The following is a 20481-nucleotide window of genomic DNA, read 5'->3' on the forward strand; positions in this document are numbered from 1 at the left end:
GCGACCGGGCCGTGCTGGTGGTGCCGGGCTCAGGTCAGGACGACTGCCCGTCGGGACCCTGCTGAGCGAGGAAGCGCTCGAGCTCTTCGCCGATCTCGTCGGCCGTCGGGATCTCTGCGGTGTCGGCGAGCAGGCTCTGGCGCTCGGCCGAGATGGTGAAGGCGTCGTACTGCTCCTCGAGCCCTCGGACGACCTCCGCGATCTCGGGGGACTCGGCGACCTGACGCACGACCTCGGCACGAGCCTCGGTCGCCGCCTCCTCGAGGGTCTCGAGGTCCAGGTCCAGCCCGGTCGCGGACTCCAGCTTGTCGAGGGCCACCAGCGCTGCGGGCGGGTAGGTGGACTGGGCCAGGTAGTGCGGCACGTGGACGGCGTAGCCCACGGTGTCGTGGCCGCGCTCCGAGAGCCTGAGCTCGAGCAGGTTCGCCGCGGTCGCCGGGACCGTGACGCGCCCGAACCACGGCGAGGCGTCGGGGATCAGCTCGTCGCGCGAGGCGTGCGGCGTCGCGGAGAGCAGCCGGGTGTGCGGGATACCCATCGGGATGCCGTAGGTGCCGACGGTCAACGAGACGCGGAACCTGTCGACGAGCGACAGGACGGCCTCGACGAACCGCTCCCACTGGACGTCAGGCTCGTTGCCGTGGAGGACGAGGAAGGTCGTCCCCTCGCGGTCTCGTGCCACGTCGATCGCGATGCTCGGACCCGAGTACTCGGTCCAGCGCTGCGTGTCGAAGACGATGGTGGGCCGCTTCGACCTGTAGTCGACCAGCTGGTCGGCGTCGAAGGTGACCAGACGGGTCGTCTCGCCGAGGTCGAGGATGTGCTCGAGCGCGATCTGTCCGACGTGCCCGGCGTCGACGAACCCGCGCAGCGCGTTGACGAGCACGGGCCCGGTCCCCGCCTCGTCCGGCGAGAGCCGGAGAGCGGACTCGACTGTGGCGTCGACCGTGTAGAGCTCCTGCGGATCGAGCATGGTGGGCCTCCTGTCAGCCTCGACGCACCACCAGGCTCAGGCCTGACCGGTGACGTCACGAACGTCGTCTGAGGACCAGAACACCGCCTCGCCCGAGTTTCTTCCCGCAGGCCGGCCCACGGTCTCCGGTCCTCGGTGCAGCTCTCCGCAGGGTCCGAGACCGATCAGCGCGAGGGCAGCCTGACGACGGTCACGAAGAAGTCGTCGATCTGCCGGACGACCTCGATGAACCTCTCGAAGTCGACGGGCTTGGTGACGAAGGCGTTGGCGTAGAGCGAATAGCTGCGCGCGACGTCTTCCTCGGCCTCGGAGGTCGTGAGCACGACGACGGGGATGCGGCGGAGCTCGGGGTCTTCCTTGAGCTCGGCGAGGACCTCTCGGCCGTCCATGCGCGGCAGGTTGAGGTCGAGCAGGATGAGGTCGGGCGTCACGGCGTCTGCGTACTCCCCGCGCTTGCGCAAGAAGTCCATCGCGGTGACGCCGTCGTTGACGACCGAGAGCCGGTTGGCCACCTTGTTGTGCTCGAAGGCCTCGCGCGTCATGAGGACGTCGCCCGGGTCGTCTTCGACCAGCAGGACCTCGATCACTCCGGGTGCCACGGTCATGAGCTCTCCTCGTCGTGCTGTCCTGGTCCGGGCAGGTCGCCCGTCCCTGCGGTCGTCGTCGCGGGCGTGGTTCCGTCAGCACCCTCGGCCGGGGACTCGTCCTCGGGCCCCGCAGAGCCTACCTCGCGGGGGTCTGGCAGCGTCCAGCGGATCGTCGTGCCCTGCGAGACGTCGGTGTCGAGCCAGATCTCACCGCCGTGGAACTCGACGATCTTCTTGCACAGCGCGAGGCCGATGCCCGTGCCCTCGTAGGCGTCCTTGGCGTGCAGCCGCTGGAAGATCACGAAGACCCTGTCGGCGTACTGCTGGTCGATCCCGATGCCGTTGTCGGAGCACCACAGCTCCCAGGCGTCGTCGCGGCGCACAGCCCCGAGGATGACGTGGGGCGTCCTATCGGGGTGCCTGAACTTCAGCGCGTTGCCGACGAGGTTCTGGAAGAGCTGGACCAGGAGCGTCTGCTGCCCGAGGACCACGGGGAGGTCGCCGACCTCGACCTGGCCGCCCGACTCCTCGACGGCGGCGTCCAAGGTCGTGACCGCCGTCGCGCAGGCCTCGACGAGGTCGACCTCGACGGCCTCGCCCGCCGACCGCCCGACGCGCGAGAAGCCGAGCAGGTCCTGGATGAGTCGTTGCATCCGCTTGGCACCGTCGACCGCGAACTCGATGTACTGGTCTGCGCGCTCGTCGAGCTCACCGCCGTAGCGCTTCTGCAGCAGCTGGGTGAAGCTCGCCACCTTGCGCAGCGGCTCCTGGAGGTCGTGCGAGGCGACGTAGGCGAACTGCTCGAGGTCCCGGTTGGAGCGTCGGAGCTCTTCGGCCTGCTCGAGCACCTGCTCGTGCGCCTCGGCGATCTCGGCCCGGGAACGGGCCTCGGAGGCCATCCGTGCCACGAGCTCGACCCGCATCGCGTCGACGGCGTGCGCGAGTGAGGCGATCTCGCCAGGCCCCTCGGTCCGCACCGGCAGGTCGAGCTCGCCGGTGCTCACGGCCTCGGCCTTGGCCGCGAGGTCCGCGAGGGGCTCGAGGACCCGTCGGCGGAGCGTCCACCACGTACCGACCGCGACGACGACAGCGGCGCCGGCGAGCACGACGACCGCGAGGAAGAGGTTCCTCGTCCAGGCCCCGAGGGAGTCGGAGGCCTCGTCGCGGCCGGTCTCAAGGACAGACTCCAGGTCGAGCGCACTCTCGCGCGCGTCGGCGAGCAGCCGCTCCCCACGCTCGAGGGTTGCCTCGCTCACGGCGCCGGGTCCTTCGACGGACACCTCGGCGACGGCGGGGTCGGCGAACTGGGACCGCCAGGTGGCGACGAGACCGAGCGTGCGGTCCAGGGCGACGACGACCTCGGAGTCGGGCCCGTAGTCCTCGAGGAAGGCGGACCTGATGGCGCGGGCAGCCTCGGTGTCGGCGGTCCTGTAGGAGCCGAGCGCCGAGTCGACACCCGACTGCAGGTAGGCGTCGACGGCCGAGCCGATGTCACCGATCCGAGACGTCAGCCCGTCGGAGTACGAGATCGCGCTCGCGTAGATGTCGGTGACCCTGTTCTGGTAGTGGACCACCTGGAGCAGGGAGTACACGGCGTACAGCAGGATCACCAGGAGGACCGCTCCGGCGCTCGCCACGGTCACGCCGAGCTGGCGGCGCAGCGTCGACCCTGCGCGCTGCGCCGCGGCAGGACGCCTCAACTCCACTCCTCCGAGTCGGCCAGCGTCGCGGACCGCTGCCCGTGCCCGGCGTCGCAGCCGGGCCAGCCGAGGATCAGCACGGCCGCGTCGTCGACGAGGCGTCCACCGTGCACGGCGTGGACGGTGCGCAAGATGCGCTCGACGAGCTCCTCTGTGCCGTCGCGGAACTCGGCGCTCACGGCGGCGAGGAGCCCGTCGATGCCGATCCGCGAGCGCCCGCCGCGGTCTCGGCGGTCGGCGTCGTGGGGACGGTCCTGGTCGTCGCCGGGGTCGCGGACCGTGGCCTCGAGCAGACCGTCGGTGTAGAGCATGAGCCACCAGCTGCCGGCGAGCTCGAGCCGCTGAGACTTCCAGGGCGAGTCGACAGGGATGCCGAGGGCCCGGCCGCGGTGGGTCGGCTCGATGGCCCGGGACTGCTCGGAGACGAGGATGGGCGCGTGGTGACCGGCGAGGTAGAGCTCGGCCGACGACCTGTCGGCCGAGATGACCAGCTGGCAGAGCGTCGTGAAGGTCTCGGGCCGCGAGCGCTCGTCGAGCATGACGCGCTCGAGCAGCGGGAGGATGCGCTCGGGGTCGATCTCGGCCAGGACGAGGGTCCGCCAGGCCGTGCGCAGGGTGGCTCCGAGGGCAGCCTCGTCGGGTCCGTGGCCGGCGACGTCGCCGATGATGCAGGCGAGCGTGCCGTCGGCGCGCTCGACGACGTCGTAGAAGTCACCTCCGAGCAGGCCGTCTCCCCCGGGCAGGTAGCCGACGAGGACGGAGAGCCGTGGGTCGACGATCGAGGGTGTGGGCAGCAGCGCACGCTCGAGGCGGGCGGTCTCGCGGGCCCGGACCGAGCTCTTGTAGATCGTCCGTGCCTGCTCGTCGGAGAGCCGGCGCTGGACGGCGTAGCGGACCGACCTGGCGAGGAGGTCGGGGTCGACCTCGTGCTTGACGAGGTAGTCCTGGGCCCCTGCGGCGACGGCCTCGACACCGAGGTCAGAGCTGGTCATGCCGGTGAGGACGACGAGCGCTGCACTGGTCCCCGTCGCGTTGATGCGCTCGACGCCCGAGAGACCTGTCGCGTCGGGGAGGCCCAGGTCGAGGAGGACGCAGTCGACGTCGAGCCGACCGAGGGCCTCGTCGATCGAGCGCGCGCGGTCGAGGGTCACCTCGAGGGCGCTGTCGGCGAAGAGCTCTTCGACCAGCATCGCGTCGCCGTCGTCGTCGTCGACGATGAGCACCCGGACCGGGGCGGTCTCGCCGGTCGACCCGTCTCTCACGCTCACCGCACTCCTCCCCCCAGACGAATATCCGCTGATCTTAGTCGCCACGGCCCTCCCGGCCCATCTCCGCGGCGCGTCGGGGTGCCACGATCAGCAATAATGGACGGTCGCGAACGTGGGACTGCGGCACCAGCAGCCTCCAGTCGCCATCTCATCTCCGTACCCCCGCGAGGGAAGGACCAGCGTGACCGAGCAGCCCGACGAGATCAGGGTCGAGCAGGACACCCTCGACGTCCTCTACGCACGGCTGGACGAGCTGCGCGCCGTCACGCGCGAGCGCCTCGCCGAGGTGCGCCGGTCCGGACCGAGCGGGTCCCCCCAGAACCGCAGCGAGCGCGACGCCTTCGCGACGCTCTACGAAGACCGGGCCGCGCTGCTCGACGCCGTCGAGGACAGGCTGTGCTTCGGCCGGCTCGACTTCGACGACGAGACCACCCGGTACATCGGGCGCATCGGGCTGACCGACGAGCAGCACTCCTCGATCCTCACGGACTGGCGCGCCCCTGCGGCCCAGGCCTTCTACAGGGCGACGGCGGCCCAGCGCGACGGCGTGCTGCGCCGCCGGCACCTCGTAACGTCGGGTCGTCGCGTCACGGGTCTCGAGGACGAGGTCCTCGACCTCTCGGGCGGGGCGGCCTCGGACCTCAACCTCTCGGGCGAGGGCGCGCTGCTCGCGGCACTGTCAGCGGGTCGCACAGGGCGCATGGGCGACATCGTCGCGACCATCCAGGCCGAGCAGGACACCATCATCCGCTCCGACCTGCAGGGTGCCCTCGTGGTCCAGGGTGGCCCCGGCACAGGGAAGACCGCTGTCGCCCTGCACCGCGCGGCCTACCTGCTCTACGCCCACCGTCGTCTGCTCGAGCGCTCGGGTGTGCTGCTCGTCGGCCCGAGCCAGTCGTTCTTGCGGTACATCGACCAGGTGCTCCCCTCGCTCGGCGAGACCGGGGTCGTGAGCACGACGATCGCCGACATCCTGCCCGGGATCGAGGCGCGCGGGACCGAGGAACCGAAGATCGCCGAGATCAAGGGACGCTCGGTCTTCGGCGCGATCGTCAGACGCGCCGTGAGCGCACGCGAGCGCGTCCCCGCGCAGGACACCAGGGTGCGCGTCGACGGATACGACCTCGTGATCCGGCGGCGCGACATCCGTGACGCCATCGCGAAGGCGCGGCGTCACCGCAAGCCGCACAACCTCGCGCGGGTGACCTTCGTCCGCGAGATGCTCAACCGTCTCGCGGCGCAGTACACCGAGCAGCTGAGCTATTCGGTCGAGTCGGACGAGCGCGGCGAGATCCTGGAAGAGCTGCGCAGCACGAAGGAGATCCGGGTCGCGCTCAACCTCGCGTGGATGCCGATGTCGCCCCAGAAGCTGGTCGAGGACCTCTACGCCAAGCCGCACAGGCTCGCCGAGGCCGCCCCCGAGCTCTCAGCAGCCGACAGGGACGCCCTCGTGCGGGCCCCGGGCTCGCCGTGGACCGAGGCCGACGTGCCGATCCTCGACGAGGCTGCCGAGCTGCTCGGCGAGGACGACCAGGTGGCCCGGGCGCAGGCGCGCCAGGACGCGGAGCAGCGTGAGGAGCGGCTCGAGTACGCCCGTCAGGTGCTCGAGGGCTCGGGCGGGAACGGCATGGTGAGCGCCGAGGCTCTCGCCGACAGGTTCGCGACCTCTGGTCCCTACCTGACGACCGCAGAGCGTGCGGAGAAGGACCGCAGCTGGACCTTCGCGCACCTGGTCGTCGACGAGGCCCAAGAGCTGTCTGCGATGGCCTGGCGGATGCTCGTGCGCCGCTGCCCGACGCGGTCGATGACCATCGTCGGAGACGTGGCCCAGACGTCCTCGCCCGCTGGGGCCCGCTCGTGGGACGCGATGCTCACGCCGCTGCTGCGCGACTCCTGGCGCCTGACCGAGCTCACCGTCAACTACCGCACGCCCGAGGAGATCGCGTCGGCCGCGCAGCGCATGGCCGTCGAGGCCGGGCTGCCCGTCTCGAGGCTCACGTCCGCGCGCGAGGTCCCGGCCGCCCTCACGGTCCACAGGCTCGCGGCAGACGAGGTGCGTGCGCACACCGTGGAGATCGCTGTCGGGCTGCTCGCCGACATCCGCTCGGGCGGCGCGGGACAGGTCGCGGTCGTCGTGCCGGCCGCGGAGGTGGCCGACGTCGAGAAGATGCTCCGGGAGATCCCCGCGGCTGCGTCCGCAGGTGACGGTCTGGTGGTCGCCTCCGCCCGCGAGGTCAAGGGGCTCGAGTTCGACGCCGTCGTGCTCGAAGAACCGGCTGCCCTCGTCGACGGGCCCGGCGGCGCGTCAGACCTGTACGTCGCGATGACCCGGCCGACCCGCTACCTGCACGTCACGCACTCCCGGGACCTCCCTGCGGGCCTCGTCGGCTGAACCCCGTGGGCGGCCGCGCCCCGGGGCGCCGGAAAGATCCGTCCACGTGCCAAGACCGTTTTGGTCGCAGCGCGCGGGGGGAGGACGATGACTGCGTGCTGAAGGCCCTCCTCCTTGAAAATGTCCACCCGCTCACCGTCGAGATCTTGGCCGCCCACGGCGTCGAGGTCGAGGTCCGGTCTGGCGCCCTGGACGAGTCCGAGCTGATCCACGCCCTCGAGGGCGTCCACATCCTCGGTATCCGTTCCAAGACGCAGGTGACCGACGCGGTGATCGCCGCCTCTCCGGAGCTCCTGACGATCGGCGCGTTCTGCATCGGGACCAACCAGATCGACCTCAGGTCGGCTGCGAGCCACGGGGTCGCGGTCTTCAACGCGCCGTTCTCGAACACCCGGTCCGTCGTCGAGATCGCGCTCGCCGAGATCATCTCGCTCACCCGTCGCCTCACGGAGCGCGACAAGGCGCTCCACGCCGGGGTGTGGGACAAGTCGGCCGAAGGCTCGCACGAGGTCCGTGGGCGCACGCTCGGCATCATCGGCTACGGCAACATCGGCACCCAGCTGTCGGTCCTCGCCGAGAACCTCGGCATGTCCGTCGTCTTCTACGACACCTCGGAGAAGCTGGCGCTCGGCAACGCGCGTCGCCTCGGGTCCCTCGACGAGCTGCTCGCCGTCGCGGACGTCGTCACGCTCCACGTCGACGGCCGCAGCGGCAACGCGGGCCTGTTCGGAGCCCAGCAGTTCTCGCAGATGAAGCCCGGTGCGATCTTCCTCAACCTCTCGCGCGGCTTCGTGGTGGACACCCACGCCCTGCGCGAGGCGATCTTGTCCCACCACCTCGCGGGTGCGGCGATCGACGTGTTCCCCGAAGAGCCGAAGAAGCGCGGGGACGCCTTCGAGTCTGAGCTCCGTGGCCTGCCCAACGTCATCCTCACCCCGCACATCGGTGGCTCGACGCTCGAGGCACAGGAGGCGATCGGCGTCTTCGTGGCGAACAAGATCCGCGACTACGTCCGCTCGGGCTCGACGACCCTGAGCGTCAACCTGCCGAACCTGGCTCTCGAGAGCTCGACAGGTGTCGCCCGCGTGGCTCACCTGCACCGCAACACCCCGGGTGTCCTCGCCGAGGTCAACCGCACGCTCGCCGAGCACGGCACCAACATCGAGGGTCAGCTGCTCGCGACCCGCGGTGAGGTCGGCTACGTGGTGACCGACGCCGGCTCGAACGTCGAGGCCGCTGTCGTCGAGGCGCTGCGGGCGATGGGCCAGACGATCAAGCTGCGGGTGCTCACCGACATCAAGGGCTGAGCCGCTCCGGCTGGGCCGCATCCTCCGAGGGGACGCCCACCGGGGGTCCCCTCAGCACGGAGTCGTCGTCGCTCCGCGGGGCGGACGTCGCCGCTCCGCATCCAGCAGACAGCAGACAACAGACAGCGAGGGTGGTACGGGAAGATCCCGTACCACCCTCGCTGTCTGCTCTAAGCCCGGCTGCTGCTGGGCGCACGCCTGGTCACCCAGACTTGCGGCGGAAGGTGCGCTGCGTCTTGCCGATCGGCTCGGAGCCGTGGACGCTGCCGGTGTTCGTGTCACCCTCGGAGGTCAGGTGCCGAGCCGCGTTCTTGCGGTCGAGCGCCTCTTTGAACTTCGCCTTCGTGTCCGCGCTGATCGCGGTCTCGGGAACTTCTCGGTCCTGAGTCATCTGCTCCGGCCTCCTCGTCTCGATGTCTGCCGATGCAGACCAACCCTCCCGCAGCCCGGCGTAGGACGCCAGACATTTCTCTCGCCGACGTGGTCGCCACGAGAGACAGGGACGGCAGCCTCGAGTATCGCAGCGGTACCGTACAGTCATGCGCTCCCCCGCCGACGACCGTCTCGACAGCCTCCCCGTCCGCCGTGTCGGTCGCTCTGGTCTCGGCGTCTCCGCGCTGAGCCTGGGGCTCTGGCAGAACTTCGGCGACGCCGCACCTGCCGACGACCAGCGATCCCTCGTGCTGCACGCCGTCGACTCAGGGGTCGTGCACTTCGACCTCGCGAACAACTACGGCCCACCACCGGGGTCGGCCGAGACGGGCTTCGGCCGGATCCTGAGGCGTGACCTCGCCGCGCACCGGCACGAGCTGAGCATCAGCACCAAGGCCGGGTACAGGCAGTGGCCCGGTCCACGCGGTGAGGGCGGCTCCCGCGGGTATCTGCTCGCCTCGCTCGACCAGTCGCTGCGCAGGCTCGGCATCGACGAGGTCGACATCTTCTACAGCCACAGGTTCGACCCGAGCACCCCGCTCGAGGAGACGATCGGTGCGCTGGACACTGCCGTGCGGTCCGGGCGAGCCCTCTACGCAGGCATCTCCTCGTACTCGGCGACCCGGACGCTCCAGGCGCTCGAGATCGCCGACGCCCTCGGGCTGCGGCTCACAGTCCACCAGCCTTCGTACTCCCTGCTCAACCGGTGGATCGAGGTCCCTGACGACTCAGGTCGCTCGCTCGTCGAGGTCGCGGCCGCGGCGGGCACAGGCCTCGTCACCTTCTCTCCCCTGGCCCAAGGACTCCTGACAGATCGCTACCTGGACGGTGTGCCGGCTGACTCGCGTGCCGCGAAGGGGACGTCATTCCAGCGGCAGTACCTGTCGGAGCAGAACCTCGCCTCGGTGCGCAGCCTGCGGGACATCGCCCTGCGACGTGGTCAGACCCTCGCGCAGATGGCCCTCGCGTGGTGTCTGCGGGACGAGCGGGTGAGTGCGGTCCTCGTCGGCGCCCGCACGACCGCGCAGCTCGACGAGAATCTCGCAGCGCTCGAGGCCCCCCCGTTCTCGGCCAAGGAGCTCGACGCCATCGACGGGGCTGCGGTCGAGGGCGGGCTCAACCTGTGGGCGTCCCGCTCGAGCGAGCTCTGAGCGGTCCCGTCCTCAGGACCCACCCTCCAGGTGAGTCCTGGCCGGCCGACGATCAGTCCTGCGGGGACGCGGAGTCGCGGTCGTTCTGCTCGTGCTCGGCGCGCAGGAGGTTGATCGCCGCCTCGAAGTCTTCGAGGGAGTCGAAGGCCTGGTACACGGAGGCGAACCGCAGATAGGCGACCTCGTCGAGCTCGCGGAGCGGCCCGAGGATCGTCAGCCCGATCTCATAGGCGTCGAGCTCGGCGATGCCGGTGGCCCGCACGCTCTCTTCGACGCGCTGGGCGAGCAGAGCGAGGTCGTCTTCGCTCACGGGTCGACCCTGGCACGCCTTGCGCACCCCGTTGACGACCTTCTCGCGGCTGAACGGCTCTGTGACACCGGAACGCTTGACGACGGAGAGGCTCGCGGTCTCGAGCGTGGTGAAGCGCCGAGAGCACGCAGGGCACTGCCGGCGGCGACGGATCGACGCGCCGTCGTCCGAGGTTCGCGAGTCGACGACCCGGGAGTCCGCGTGGCGGCAGAACGGGCAGTGCACAGTGGCCTCCATCTGGACGTGCTCGGATGCCGCGGCTCCGCGGCACTCGCAAGGGTACGCGCGTCCCCGAGACCTGCGCACATGCCTCACCAGCCCGCGCCCGGAGACAGAGACGGAGGTGGTCGTGGTCGACCACCTCCGTCCGGGACGCCCCCGTCCCCACAGTGCCTGGACGACTCGCCTCGTCATGACACCGGCGTGCTGTCGGAGTGCCTGGTGATGACCACCCGTGCACCCCGCCTCACAACCCGGCCCCCAGCCGGTTGATGAGGTAGTCCTAACTTAGGGCGACCTAAGAGAGCGGGCAACTCTCCTCGAGCCCCTTCTCACATGTCGAGACGACGTCGCGGGTCACCGGGCCGGGACCAGGATGCGCTCACCCACCTCGAGGGATGCCGTCGACCGGCCGTTGAGCTCGACGAGCATGTCGACCACGTCGCGGCGGTCTTCGCCGGGGAGGGCGACGTCGCCGGCGATCTGCCACAACGTCTCCCCCGGGGCCACGAAGTGGTCTGCCACGGCGACAGGCTCGGCCGGGGCGCTCGCGAAGGCGCGGTCGCCGAGGAACATGCCGAGGGCGACGAGCGCGACGGCGAGAGCCGACAGCACCCACCACCCGCGCCGGGTCAGGCGGAGGTCGCGGAGCGAGCCCTCGCGGGCGGCCGACGGGGCGGACGAGCGCCGCCCGTCACCGTCTCGCACCAGGCGCAGCTCTGGCCGGGGCGTCAGCACCTGTGCGGTGTGGGCCATGTCGACTCCTCTCCTGATCGTCGTCGGTCGGGGTGACCGGGCGACGCGTTCGAACATGTGTACGTCGTACAACTGTACGAAGGATCGAGAATATTGCAAGGGGTCTGGCGCGACACGCTCGAACAGGTGTTTGAAGTCGCGGGGGCCGGGCCCTACTGTTGAACCACCAGCAAGGACACTCGACCACGGGCCACCGACATTGCTGCCGCTGCTGCTGGCTCCGCCTCAGCGCCGGCGCGACGACGACCGCCCGGGGCAGGGACGACCAGACCGCAGCACGCAGCACCGACCGGAGGCCCGACGTGAAGACGCAGGACAGCACGCCGTCAGGAGCGACCACGACCGAGGGCGACGGCGCGAGCGCTGCTGCCACGGGCCCTGTGTCGGTGATCGGCGCTGCGGACGGCCTAACCCCGCGGCAGCGCGGCGTGCTGGACACGATCCGCACGTCGGTCGAGACGCGTGGCTACGCGCCGAGCATGCGCGAGATCGGTGAGGCCGTGGGGCTGACCAGCCCGTCGAGCGTCAAGCACCAGCTGACCACCCTCGAGCGCAAGGGCTATCTGCGACGCGACCCGAACCGGCCGCGCGCGATGGAGCTCGTCACCCAGGGGCCCGCCGCCGAGCCCGCAACGACCGAGCTGACCGGACGCCCCGCCGGACGCTCGCTGCGCTCGGTCCCCCTGCCTGTGCGTGCGTCGACCGACGAGGACCACGACAACCACCCCTCGCCGTCCTACGTGCCTGTCGTCGGCCGGATCGCTGCGGGTGGTCCGATCCTCGCGGAGCAGATGGTCGAAGACGTCTTCCCCCTCCCCCGTCAGCTGGTGGGAGACGGCGAGCTCTTCCTGCTGAAGGTCTCCGGCGAGTCGATGATCGACGCCGCGATCTGCGACGGCGACTGGGTCGTGGTGCGCCGTCAGCCCGTGGCGGAGAACGGTGAGATCGTCGCCGCGATGATCGACGGCGAGGCGACGGTGAAGACCTTCAAGCGGATCGACGGGCACGTGTGGCTCATGCCGCACAACGACGCGTTCTCACCCATCCTCGGCGACGAGGCCACCATCCTCGGCCGCATCGTCACGGTCCTGCGCAGCCTCTGACAGAGACTGGCGGTCCGTGGACCACCGGCCAGCCAGGTCCCCCCTGCACGCAGCAGAGCGCCGCACCCCACGAGGGGTGCGGCGCTCTGCTGCGTGCAGGGGGTGCGGGTCAGAAGCCGAAGCGGCGAGCGACCTCCTTGAGGGAGGTCGCCGAGTGCTGGAGCCCACGGATCTCGACCGGGGAGAGCGGGACCTGCAGCTTGTCTGTCACGCCGTGACGTCCGACGATCGAGGGGACCGAGAGGCAGATGTCGCTGATGCCGTAGTAGTCGTCGAGCAGCGTCGAGACGGGCAGCACACGGTGCTCGTCGTTGAGGACGGCCTCGATGATCCTGGACCCGGCGAGCGCGACGGCGTAGTTGGTCGCCCCCTTGCCCTCGATGATGCGGTAGGCCGAGTTGATGACCTCGTGGGCGATCTCGTCGCGGACCTGGGCAGTGAGGGGCTCGCGGCCGTCGATCGCGTCCCACTCGAGCAGGGGCACGCCGCCGATGGTGGCCGAGCTCCACAGCGGGATCTCGCTGTCCCCGTGCTCGCCGGCCATGTACGCGTGGACGTTCTGGACCGCGACACCGCAGTGCTGGGCGATGAGGAACCGCAGACGGGACGAGTCGAGCACGGTGCCCGAGCCGAAGAGCTGCGTGGGGGGCAGCCCTGAGATCTTGAGCGCCGCGTAGGTGACGATGTCGACGGGGTTGGTCACCATGACGTATGTGGCGTCGGGGGCGACCGCGAGGAGCTCGGGGAGGATCTTCGACACCAGGCCGATGGTCGCCTCGGCGAGGTCGAGCCGGGTCTGGCCAGGCTTCTGCTTGGCGCCGGCGGTCACCATGATGATGTCGGCGTCGGCGCAGACCGCCACGTCGTCAGAGCCCACGACCTCGGCCATCGGCATGAACTGGATGCCGTGGGACAGGTCGAGAGCCTCTGCCTCGACCTTGGCCCGGTTGATGTCGTAGAGGGCGATGTGGCGGGCGGAGCCGCGCATGAGCGCGGCGTAGGCCATCGTCGAGCCGACGGCGCCGGCTCCGACGACCGCCACCTTCGTGGTCTTGCGCGCGCGGGGCGTCTCGTCGGGTGCTCGGTGGGTCTCAGGCTGGCTCATCGGTCCTCCATGAAGTCGGGCGCTGGTGAGGGGTGCGCTGGGATCAGCCTAGGGCCGAGAGACGCTCCAGCGCAGAAGTGGCGACCTGTCGGTCGGTCGTCCGCCAGAAGTCGGGCAGCGAGCTGACCAGGAACTTCCCGTAGCGAGCCGTGACCAGGCGTGGGTCCAAGATCGCCACCACGCCCTTGTCCTCGACCGTCCGCACGAGCCGCCCTGCGCCCTGGGCGAGCAGGAGCGCCGCGTGGGTGGCCGCGACCTGCATGAACCCGTTGCCGCCGTGGCTCTCGACGTACCTGGCGCGTGCCGCCTTGACGGGGTCGTCGGGCCGAGGGAACGGGATGCGGTCGATCATCACCAGGCGGCAGGACGGACCCGGGACGTCGACCCCCTGCCAGAGCGAGAGAGTGCCGAAGAGGCACGTGGCCTCGTCGGCAGCGAACTGCTTGACGAGGGTGGGCAGCTGGTCGTCGCCCTGGCAGAGGATCGGGACGTCCAGGCGCTCCCGCAACAGCTCGGCCGCGCGCTCTGCGGCCCGGCGCGAGGAGAACAGCCCGAGCGTCCGTCCGCCGGCGGCGGTGATGAGCGCAGCCATCTCGTCGACCTGGTCGTCGGTCGTGCTCTGCTGGCCCGGGGTCGGCAGGCTCTTCGCGACGTAGAGGATGCCCTGGCGCGGGTAGTCGAAGGGGCTCCCCACGTCGAGCCCGCGCCATCGCGGCGCAGGCCCGCTCGACTCCGTGCCGTCCGCCTCGGTCGCCGCACGCTCGAGGCCGACCGAGCGGGCGACGGGGTCGAAGGAGTCACCGAGCGCGAGCGTCGCGGAGGTCAGCACGCCGACCTTTTCGCTCCACAGGTTCGTCCGGAGCAGCCCAGACACCCCCAGCGGGGCGGCGTGCAGCTTGGACATCCCGGCTCCGAAGCCACCCTCGGCCCCTCGTGAGCACCAGAGCACGTCGAAGCCCGTGGCCTCACCGGTCATCCGCTCGGCGATCTCGAAGATCTGCAGCATGCTCGACTGGGCCATCTTGAGGCCCGAGTCGGCTCCGCCCTCACCGCCACCGGCTCGCGGTTCGGGCTTGAGCTCGCTCAGCACGCCGCGGGCGGCGTCGCGGACGCCCGCGACCGCGAGCCGGGCCCCCTCGGGGAGCCCGTCGGGGAAACGCTCTGCGGGCAGCCCGGCGACGAGAGAGCCGAAGTCCGAGGTGGCCGCGTCCAGGTCGGTCGTCAGCACGCCGCCGTGGCGGCGAGCCTGGCGCGCCGCGTGCTCGATCGAGGCGACCGAGAGCTCGACTGTCGCCGCGGCGGTGACCCTGTCGGCGAGCTCGTGCGCCTCGTCGGCCACCACGACCGAGTGCTCAGGGAGGACGTTGGGTGAGCCCGTCGCCGCGATGCCGAGCATCGCGTGGTTGGTCACCACGACGTCGGCCTCGCGGGCCAGGGCCCTGGCCCGCTCCGGGAAGCACTCCTCGATGAGCGGGCAGCGCTGGCCCAGGCACTCGAGCGAGGTCACCGAGACCTGGCGCCACGCACGGTCCGGGACGCCGGGGACGAGGTCGTCCCGGTCGCCGGTGTCGGTCGTCCGTGCCCACTCGCGGAGCCTGACGACCTGCTGCCCGAGGCTCGCGGCCTCCGCCGCCGGGACGGCCTCGCCGCCGGTGAGCGGCTCTGCAGGGCCCTCGGAGCGGGGCATGTCGAAGAGGGTGCCCGCGTCGTCGGCCGGGTAGCCGCCGTCGATCTTGTGCAGGCAGGCGTAGTTGTGCCAGCCCTTGAGCAGGGCGAGCGTGGGACGGCGGGGCAGGTGGTCCGCGAGGGCCTCTGCGACCAGGGGGAGGTCTCGGGACATGATCTGCCGCTGGAGCGCGAGGGTCGCGGTCGAGACGATCACGCGCTCGCCGGCGTTGACGGCGTGGTGGACGGCCGGCACGAGATAGCCGAGCGACTTGCCGGTGCCGGTCCCGGCCTGGACCAGCAGGTGCTCGCCCGAGGTCATGGCGGTCGACACGGCCTCGGCCATGTCGTGCTGCCCGTCGCGGCGACCGCCGCCGAGAGCGCCGACGGCGAGGTCGAGCAGCGTGTGCACCTCGTCGGCCGAGCCTGTGGTCGTGGCGTTCGGGGTGTCCTTCACCCGAGGAGTCTACGGTCCGGAGCAGGCCTCATCGAGACCGGCCCCGGACCGTGGGTGCTCAGGAGCGGACGGCCACGGCGGCGAGCTCTGCTGCGAGCTCGTCGTCCACCCGACCACGCAGCAGGGTGCCCTCGCCGACGTGCTCGAGGTGGTCGATCTCACCCTCGAGGTGCACGCGGTTGACGAGGTCGCCCCGGCTGTACGGGACGATCAGGTCGACCGTCACCCCGGGGTGCGGGAGCGCCGCGGAGATGAAGTCGAGCAGCTCGGTGATGCCCTCCCCCGTGTGCGCAGACACCACGAGGGTCGTGCGCTCCCGGCTGCGCAGCCGGGCGATGGTGTCGGGGTCGGCGAGGTCGGCCTTGTTGAGCACGATGACCTCGGGGACGTCGAGCGCCCCGGGGATCCCCTCGAGCACGTGCCTCACGGCCGCGATCTGACCTTCGGGGTCGGGGTGCGAGGCGTCGACCACGTGCAGCAGGAGGTCGGAGTCGGCGACCTCTTCGAGGGTCGACCTGAAGGCCTCGACGAGCTGGTGCGGCAGCGACCTGACAAATCCGACGGTGTCCGCGAGCGTGTACACGCGTCCGTCGGGGGTCTTGGTGCGTCGCACCGTCGGGTCGAGGGTCGCGAAGAGCGCGTTCTCGACGAGCACACCGGCTCCCGTCAGGGCGTTGAGCAGGCTCGACTTGCCGGCGTTGGTGTAGCCGGCGATCGCGACCGACGGGATCGCGTTGCGCTTGCGCGAGGACCGCTTGGTCTCGCGGGAGGGAGCCATCGCGGCGATCTCCCGGCGCAGCTTGGCCATGCGGTTGCGGATGCGACGACGGTCGAGCTCGATCTTCGTCTCACCCGGTCCGCGCGAGCCCATGCCCGCCCCGGCGCCACCGACCTGGCCACCGGCCTGGCGGGACATCGACTCTCCCCAGCCTCGCAGGCGCGGGAGGAGGTACTCGAGCTGGGCGAGCTCGACCTGGGCCTTGCCCTCTCGGGACTTCGCGTGCTGGGCGAAGATGTCGAGGATCAGCGCGGTCCGGTCGACGACCTTGACCTTGATGATGTCCTCGAGCGCACGACGCTGGGACGGGGCGAGGTCGCCGTCGACGATCACGGTGTCGGCGCCGGTCCCGGCGACGACGGCCGCGAGCTCAGCGGCCTTGCCCGAGCCGAGGTAGGTCCCCGGGTCAGGCGTCTGGCGGCGCTGCAGGAGACCGTCGAGCACCTGGGAGCCGGCGGTCTCGGCGAGCGCCGCGAGCTCGCGGAGCGAGACCTCGGCGTCGGCCGCGTCGCGGGCCCAGAGCCCGACGAGGACGACCTTCTCCAGGCGCAGCTGGCGGTACTCGACCTCGGTGACGTCCTCGAGCTCGGTCGAGAGGTTCGCGACACGTCGCAGCGCAGACCGTTCGGCGAGGTCGAGCTGGTCGCCGTCGTGGGCGGAGTGCTGGGTCCCGCCGTCTGCTCGTGCCGTCCCCGCCCGCGCGAGGACACGGGCGACGACGTCGCTCGCGATGTCCCGCGCCGACGGTGCCGCGACGCCGACGTGCTGGTCTGTCGTCGGCGACGGACCCTGAGCAGGTTCGGGGCGCGGTTCGTGGCTGTTCGTCATGCACGTCCTTCGTGGATGGTGGTGTTCGTGTCCCTCTAGGTTCCCACGAGGGCCGCCTGCGCCGAAGACATTTTGCGCACAGATGAACTGCTGCGGCCCGGCTGGGCCTACGATGACGCGTTGTGAGCGATCAGACCCCAGACCACTACTTCACCGCTGAGCCGGCCTCCTCCGCCGAGCGCCGGGCACTCTCCGTCGTGCTCGACGGCAGGAGCGTCGACGTCGAGACGGCCGGCGGGATCTTCTCACCCGGCCGGCTGGACCTCGGCACCCAGGTCCTCCTGCGCACGGTGTCCGACCCGCCGACGGGCGACGTGCTCGACCTCGGGTGCGGCTGGGGGCCCGTGGCGCTGACCATGGCGATGCAGAACCCGCAGGCGCGGGTGTGGGCCGTCGACGTCAACGAGCGCTCGCTCGACCTCACGCGCCGCAACGCGTCACGGCTCGGCCTGGACGGGATCACCGCGTGCACCCCCGACGACGTCCCGGCGGACGTCCGTCTCGCCCAGATCTGGTCCAACCCGCCGATCCGGGTCGGCAAGGAGATGCTGCACTCCATGCTCGACAGGTGGCTGCCGCGCCTCGTGCCTGGTGGGTCCGCCTACCTGGTGGTGCAGCGCAACCTCGGCGCGGACTCGCTCATGGGATGGATGAACGACCGCTACGACGGGACGACCGCGGAGGTCCGCACGCCCGAGGGCGCCCCCTTCGAGGCCGTGGCGACCAAGCTCGCCTCGGCCAAGGGCTTCCGGGTGATCGAGGTCGTCGCGGGCTGAGGCCCGCTGCTGCGCGGGCGGTCAGTCCCGGCGCACCGTGCCCTCGGCCACGAGCACCGCGGGTCCGGCGAGCTCGACGTGCCCGTCGTCGAGCAGGGTGACCCGCACGGTCCCGCCGGGCACGTCGACGAGCCAGACGTCGGGGGCCTGCGGTCCGGCCCACGCGCGGACCGCGAGCGCCGCCGCGCACGCACCGGTGCCGCACGAGCGGGTCTCCCCCACGCCGCGCTCGTGGACGCGCATGCGGACCCTGCCGACGACGGTGCCGTCGACGCTGGTCTCCTCGCCGAGAGGGACCACGAGCTCGACGTTGGTCCCGTCGGCGGGCAGCGGCAGCACGTCGGGCGCTGTCGTGAGGTCGGCGCGCTCGAGGTCGTCGAGGCTCGCGAGCGCGACGACGGTGTGCGGGTTGCCGAGGTCGACGCTCAGTGCGGGCCTGGGGACCTGGGCGTCGGCAGGCTCGAGCCCGGCGACGGTCACCTCGGCGTCGAAGCCGTCGCTGACCGCGGAGTCTCCCCCGGGGAAGGACCAGACGCCCATGTCGACCGCGTACCAGCCGCTGTCTTCCTTGCGGACCCGCCGAGCACCGGCGCGCGTGCCCAGGACGAGCTCGCGCCCGTCGGCGAAGGTCGCCAGGCCGAGCTCTTCGAGGTAGGCGGCGAAGACGCGGACGCCGTTGCCGCACATCTGGGCGACGGACCCGTCGGCGTTGCGGTAGTCCATGAACCAGTGGGCTGCGGGCTCGTGGGCGAGCACAGCCTGTCCCTCGGGCAGGGCCGACGAGGGGACCACCCGGATGACGCCGTCTGCGCCGATCCCGGCGCGGCGGTCTGCGAGCGCCCGCACGAGCGCCGGCGTGAGGTCGAGGAGCGCCTCGCGGTCGTCGAGCAGCACGAAGTCGTTCTCGGTGCCGTGGCCCTTGGTGAAGGGCAGGGGCGTCGTGGGGATCGTTCCTGGCGTCATGAGCCCAGACTACGGCGCACGGGTCCGTCCGCGGGCGGGGGCGGTGTCCCGCGGTCGGCCGACGCGACGACGGCGAGGGCCTCCTCGACGAGGGTGGGCGACTCGGCCCGCAGCCAGTGCACGCGCGGGTCGCGGCCGAACCACCCCATCTGCTTGCGGGCGAGCCGTCGGGTGTTCGCGACGATGTCGGTCCTGGCCTGGTCGAGCGTGGTCTCCCCCGCGAGGTGGCGCAGGATCTCGGCGTAGCCGACGGCGCGGGACGCCGTCGTGCCCAGGCCGCGGTCCGCGAGCGCGACGACCTCCTCGACGAGGCCGCGCTCCCACATGGCGTCCACGCGTGCCTGCGCGCGGTCGTCGAGGAGACCGCGGTCGATGTCGAGGCCGATCTGCACAGCGGGCCTGACGTACTCCTGGCGTGGGAGGTTCGCGGAGTACGGGGCACCGGTCAGCTCGATGACCTCGAGGGCGCGGACGATCCGGCGGGTGTTGCGGGGCTCGACGGCCGCAGCGGCAGCCGGGTCGCGCTCGGCGAGCTCGTCGTAGAGACGACGGGTGCCCTCGGACTCCGCACGTGCCTCGAGAGCAGCACGGACCTGCGGGTCGGTCCCCGGGAAGCGCATGTCGTCGAGGAGGGCTCGGAGGTAGAGGCCCGAACCTCCCACCACGAGGGGACGTGCACCCCGGGACTCGATCGCGGCGAGGTCTGCGCGCGCCTGGGTCTGGTACGTGGCTACCGACGCGTCGTCCTGGACGTCGAGGACGTCGAGCTGGTGGTGGACCACGCCCCGGCGGTCGTCGACGGGCACCTTCGCAGTCCCGACGTCCATGCCGCGGTAGAGCTGGTAGGCGTCGGCGTTGACGATCTCCGGTGGGGAGAAGTCCCCGCCCGCACCCTGGAGAGCCTCGGCGAGATCGAGGGCGAGGTCCGATTTTCCGGTGGCCGTGGGGCCTACCACTGCGACGATCAGCACACCGAGACGGTACAGGCTCGCCGGGCCGGGCCCGAAGCCCTTGGTGCTTGTCGCCGTGTGGACCTAGGGTGAACGGGAATCACCAGACGGCCGCGGCGTCCTCGACCGCGGCACCCTCGCCAGCACCGCCCGGCCCCGACTCCCCGGGGCCGACAGCGGCGCCCGCCCCGCCGAGGGGCCGACGGCACCGCCTGGCCCCACCAGGAGCACGGCGCCGTGGCACCAGCACGCACCGACACCACCCCAGGAGAACGACACGATGGGCTTCTTCAACAAGCCGGAGACTGCTCCGGCACTCGCCGCCTCCGGCGACAACGCACCGCTCACCCGGGCGCGCATCGAGTCCTTCCTCACCGAGCAGGGCTGGAACTTCGGGATCGACCCTGACGGCGACGTCGGGGGCCAGTGGGACGACAACGTCTTCTACTTCTTCCTCATGGGCGAGTCCCAGGAGGTGCTGCAGGTGCGCGGGCGGTGGAAGCACTCCTTCCCGGTCGCCCGCGAGGCGGAGTTCGCCCTCCTGCTCAACGAGTACAACCGCGACCTCATCTGGCCCAAGCTCTACGTCAGGGCCGAGGACGACGAGATCGGTGTGTACGCCGAGGTCTCGACAGACCTCGAGCACGGTGTGAGCGACGCGCAGCTGGGCCAGCTCATCTCCTGCGGCCTCTTCACGGGTCTGCGCTCCTTCGAGCGGCTGGCCGAGCGCCTCGGCATCCCCGAGGAGTGACGGCCCGCGC

At 71.1% G+C, this 20481-nt stretch carries 18 protein-coding genes; 6 read left to right on the forward strand and 12 right to left on the reverse strand.

The window, feature by feature from the left end; all coding sequences use genetic code 11:
* Positions 1–34: 34 nt before the first annotated feature.
* From SANBI_RS11230 to SANBI_RS11245, 4 genes are all read right to left on the reverse strand, one after another.
* Positions 35–973, reverse strand: coding sequence for a PAC2 family protein (locus tag SANBI_RS11230; protein ID WP_319155036.1), 939 nt, complete (start codon positions 971–973; stop codon positions 35–37).
* A 164-nt stretch (positions 974–1137) separates the two neighbouring features.
* Positions 1138–1578, reverse strand: coding sequence for a response regulator (locus SANBI_RS11235; RefSeq protein ID WP_012867279.1), 441 nt, complete (start codon positions 1576–1578; stop codon positions 1138–1140).
* Positions 1575–3266 carry a sensor histidine kinase gene (locus SANBI_RS11240; protein WP_408669702.1) on the reverse strand — a complete coding sequence of 564 codons (1692 nt, stop codon included), beginning with the start codon at positions 3264–3266 and terminating at the stop codon, positions 1575–1577. Before SANBI_RS11240 ends, SANBI_RS11235 begins: the two co-directional genes overlap by 4 nt.
* Positions 3257–4528, reverse strand: a complete 1272-nt coding sequence (locus SANBI_RS11245; RefSeq protein ID WP_319155041.1) for a PP2C family protein-serine/threonine phosphatase — start codon at positions 4526–4528, stop codon at positions 3257–3259. Before SANBI_RS11245 ends, SANBI_RS11240 begins: the two co-directional genes overlap by 10 nt.
* Positions 4529–4709: 181 nt before the next feature.
* Between SANBI_RS11245 and SANBI_RS11250 the strand changes: the two genes are divergently transcribed.
* Together SANBI_RS11250 and serA are read left to right on the forward strand one after the other, a co-directional pair.
* On the forward strand, positions 4710–6920 hold the full coding sequence (locus SANBI_RS11250) for a HelD family protein (protein WP_319155043.1): 2211 nt from the start codon (positions 4710–4712) through the stop codon (positions 6918–6920).
* Positions 6921–7015: 95 nt separating this feature from the next.
* Entirely contained in the window at positions 7016–8227 is a 1212-nt protein-coding gene (gene serA, locus SANBI_RS11255) for a phosphoglycerate dehydrogenase (RefSeq protein ID WP_319155045.1), read from the forward strand.
* 202 nt (positions 8228–8429) lie between these two features.
* Here the strand turns inward: serA and SANBI_RS11260 are convergent, their stop codons facing one another.
* Positions 8430–8618 (reverse strand): DUF5302 domain-containing protein, encoded by a 189-nt coding sequence (locus SANBI_RS11260; protein ID WP_056130160.1) that lies wholly within the window; start codon positions 8616–8618, stop codon positions 8430–8432.
* 148 nt (positions 8619–8766) lie between these two features.
* On the opposite strand from SANBI_RS11260, the gene SANBI_RS11265 reads away from it, so the two are divergent.
* On the forward strand, positions 8767–9810 hold the full coding sequence (locus SANBI_RS11265) for an aldo/keto reductase (RefSeq protein ID WP_319155048.1): 1044 nt from the start codon (positions 8767–8769) through the stop codon (positions 9808–9810).
* A gap of 52 nt (positions 9811–9862) precedes the next feature.
* On the opposite strand, the gene nrdR is transcribed toward SANBI_RS11265, so the two are convergent.
* Together nrdR and SANBI_RS11275 are read right to left on the reverse strand one after the other, a co-directional pair.
* Entirely contained in the window at positions 9863–10345 is a 483-nt protein-coding gene (gene nrdR / locus SANBI_RS11270; protein WP_319161278.1) for a transcriptional regulator NrdR, read from the reverse strand.
* Between the two features lie 351 nt (positions 10346–10696).
* Positions 10697–11095, reverse strand: a complete 399-nt coding sequence (locus SANBI_RS11275; protein WP_319155050.1) for a LysM peptidoglycan-binding domain-containing protein — start codon at positions 11093–11095, stop codon at positions 10697–10699.
* A 380-nt stretch (positions 11096–11475) separates the two neighbouring features.
* Between SANBI_RS11275 and lexA the strand changes: the two genes are divergently transcribed.
* Complete coding sequence (lexA, locus tag SANBI_RS11280; protein ID WP_319161281.1) at positions 11476–12198, forward strand: transcriptional repressor LexA; 723 nt, start codon at positions 11476–11478, stop codon at positions 12196–12198.
* A gap of 109 nt (positions 12199–12307) precedes the next feature.
* Here lexA and SANBI_RS11285 read toward each other — a convergent pair whose 3' ends face one another.
* The 3 genes from SANBI_RS11285 to hflX are packed head-to-tail and all read right to left on the reverse strand — an operon-like array spanning position 12308 to position 17031.
* Complete coding sequence (locus SANBI_RS11285) at positions 12308–13303, reverse strand: L-lactate dehydrogenase (protein ID WP_319155052.1); 996 nt, start codon at positions 13301–13303, stop codon at positions 12308–12310.
* A gap of 43 nt (positions 13304–13346) precedes the next feature.
* The gene (locus SANBI_RS11290; protein ID WP_319155055.1) at positions 13347–15425 is read right to left on the reverse strand and encodes an ATP-dependent DNA helicase; all 2079 of its coding nucleotides are present in this window, start codon (positions 15423–15425) and stop codon (positions 13347–13349) included.
* Positions 15426–15483: 58 nt separating this feature from the next.
* Positions 15484–17031 (reverse strand): GTPase HflX, encoded by a 1548-nt coding sequence (gene hflX / locus SANBI_RS11295; protein ID WP_179913818.1) that lies wholly within the window; start codon positions 17029–17031, stop codon positions 15484–15486.
* 122 nt (positions 17032–17153) lie between these two features.
* Here hflX and SANBI_RS11300 point away from each other — a divergent pair, with 122 nt between their 5' ends.
* Positions 17154–17807, forward strand: coding sequence for a class I SAM-dependent methyltransferase (locus SANBI_RS11300; RefSeq protein WP_319155058.1), 654 nt, complete (start codon positions 17154–17156; stop codon positions 17805–17807).
* 21 nt (positions 17808–17828) lie between these two features.
* Here the strand turns inward: SANBI_RS11300 and dapF are convergent, their stop codons facing one another.
* Complete coding sequence (dapF, locus tag SANBI_RS11305; protein ID WP_319155060.1) at positions 17829–18770, reverse strand: diaminopimelate epimerase; 942 nt, start codon at positions 18768–18770, stop codon at positions 17829–17831.
* Positions 18767–19741 (reverse strand): tRNA (adenosine(37)-N6)-dimethylallyltransferase MiaA, encoded by a 975-nt coding sequence (gene miaA, locus SANBI_RS11310; RefSeq protein ID WP_319155061.1) that lies wholly within the window; start codon positions 19739–19741, stop codon positions 18767–18769. The genes dapF and miaA overlap by 4 nt, the downstream gene beginning before the upstream one ends.
* 259 nt (positions 19742–20000) lie before the next feature.
* Here miaA and SANBI_RS11315 point away from each other — a divergent pair, with 259 nt between their 5' ends.
* The gene (locus SANBI_RS11315; RefSeq protein ID WP_056130132.1) at positions 20001–20471 is read left to right on the forward strand and encodes a type III secretion system chaperone family protein; all 471 of its coding nucleotides are present in this window, start codon (positions 20001–20003) and stop codon (positions 20469–20471) included.
* Positions 20472–20481: the final 10 nt, after the last annotated feature.

The sequence above is a fragment of the Sanguibacter biliveldensis genome (assembly GCF_033798665.1).
Taxonomy (GTDB): domain Bacteria; phylum Actinomycetota; class Actinomycetes; order Actinomycetales; family Cellulomonadaceae; genus Sanguibacter; species Sanguibacter inulinus.

What these genes read in the sequence shown, in the direction of transcription:
- SANBI_RS11230 (WP_319155036.1), bottom strand. Translation starts at nt 973, where the DNA reads ATGCTCGATCCGCAGGAGCTCTACACGGTCGACGCCACAGTCGAGTCC.
- SANBI_RS11235 (WP_012867279.1), bottom strand. Translation starts at nt 1,578, where the DNA reads ATGACCGTGGCACCCGGAGTGATCGAGGTCCTGCTGGTCGAAGACGAC.
- SANBI_RS11260 (WP_056130160.1), bottom strand. Translation starts at nt 8,618, where the DNA reads ATGACTCAGGACCGAGAAGTTCCCGAGACCGCGATCAGCGCGGACACG.
- SANBI_RS11265 (WP_319155048.1), top strand. Translation starts at nt 8,767, where the DNA reads ATGCGCTCCCCCGCCGACGACCGTCTCGACAGCCTCCCCGTCCGCCGT.
- SANBI_RS11275 (WP_319155050.1), bottom strand. Translation starts at nt 11,095, where the DNA reads ATGGCCCACACCGCACAGGTGCTGACGCCCCGGCCAGAGCTGCGCCTG.
- SANBI_RS11285 (WP_319155052.1), bottom strand. Translation starts at nt 13,303, where the DNA reads ATGAGCCAGCCTGAGACCCACCGAGCACCCGACGAGACGCCCCGCGCG.
- hflX (WP_179913818.1), bottom strand. Translation starts at nt 17,031, where the DNA reads ATGACGAACAGCCACGAACCGCGCCCCGAACCTGCTCAGGGTCCGTCG.
- dapF (WP_319155060.1), bottom strand. Translation starts at nt 18,770, where the DNA reads ATGACGCCAGGAACGATCCCCACGACGCCCCTGCCCTTCACCAAGGGC.
- SANBI_RS11315 (WP_056130132.1), top strand. Translation starts at nt 20,001, where the DNA reads ATGGGCTTCTTCAACAAGCCGGAGACTGCTCCGGCACTCGCCGCCTCC.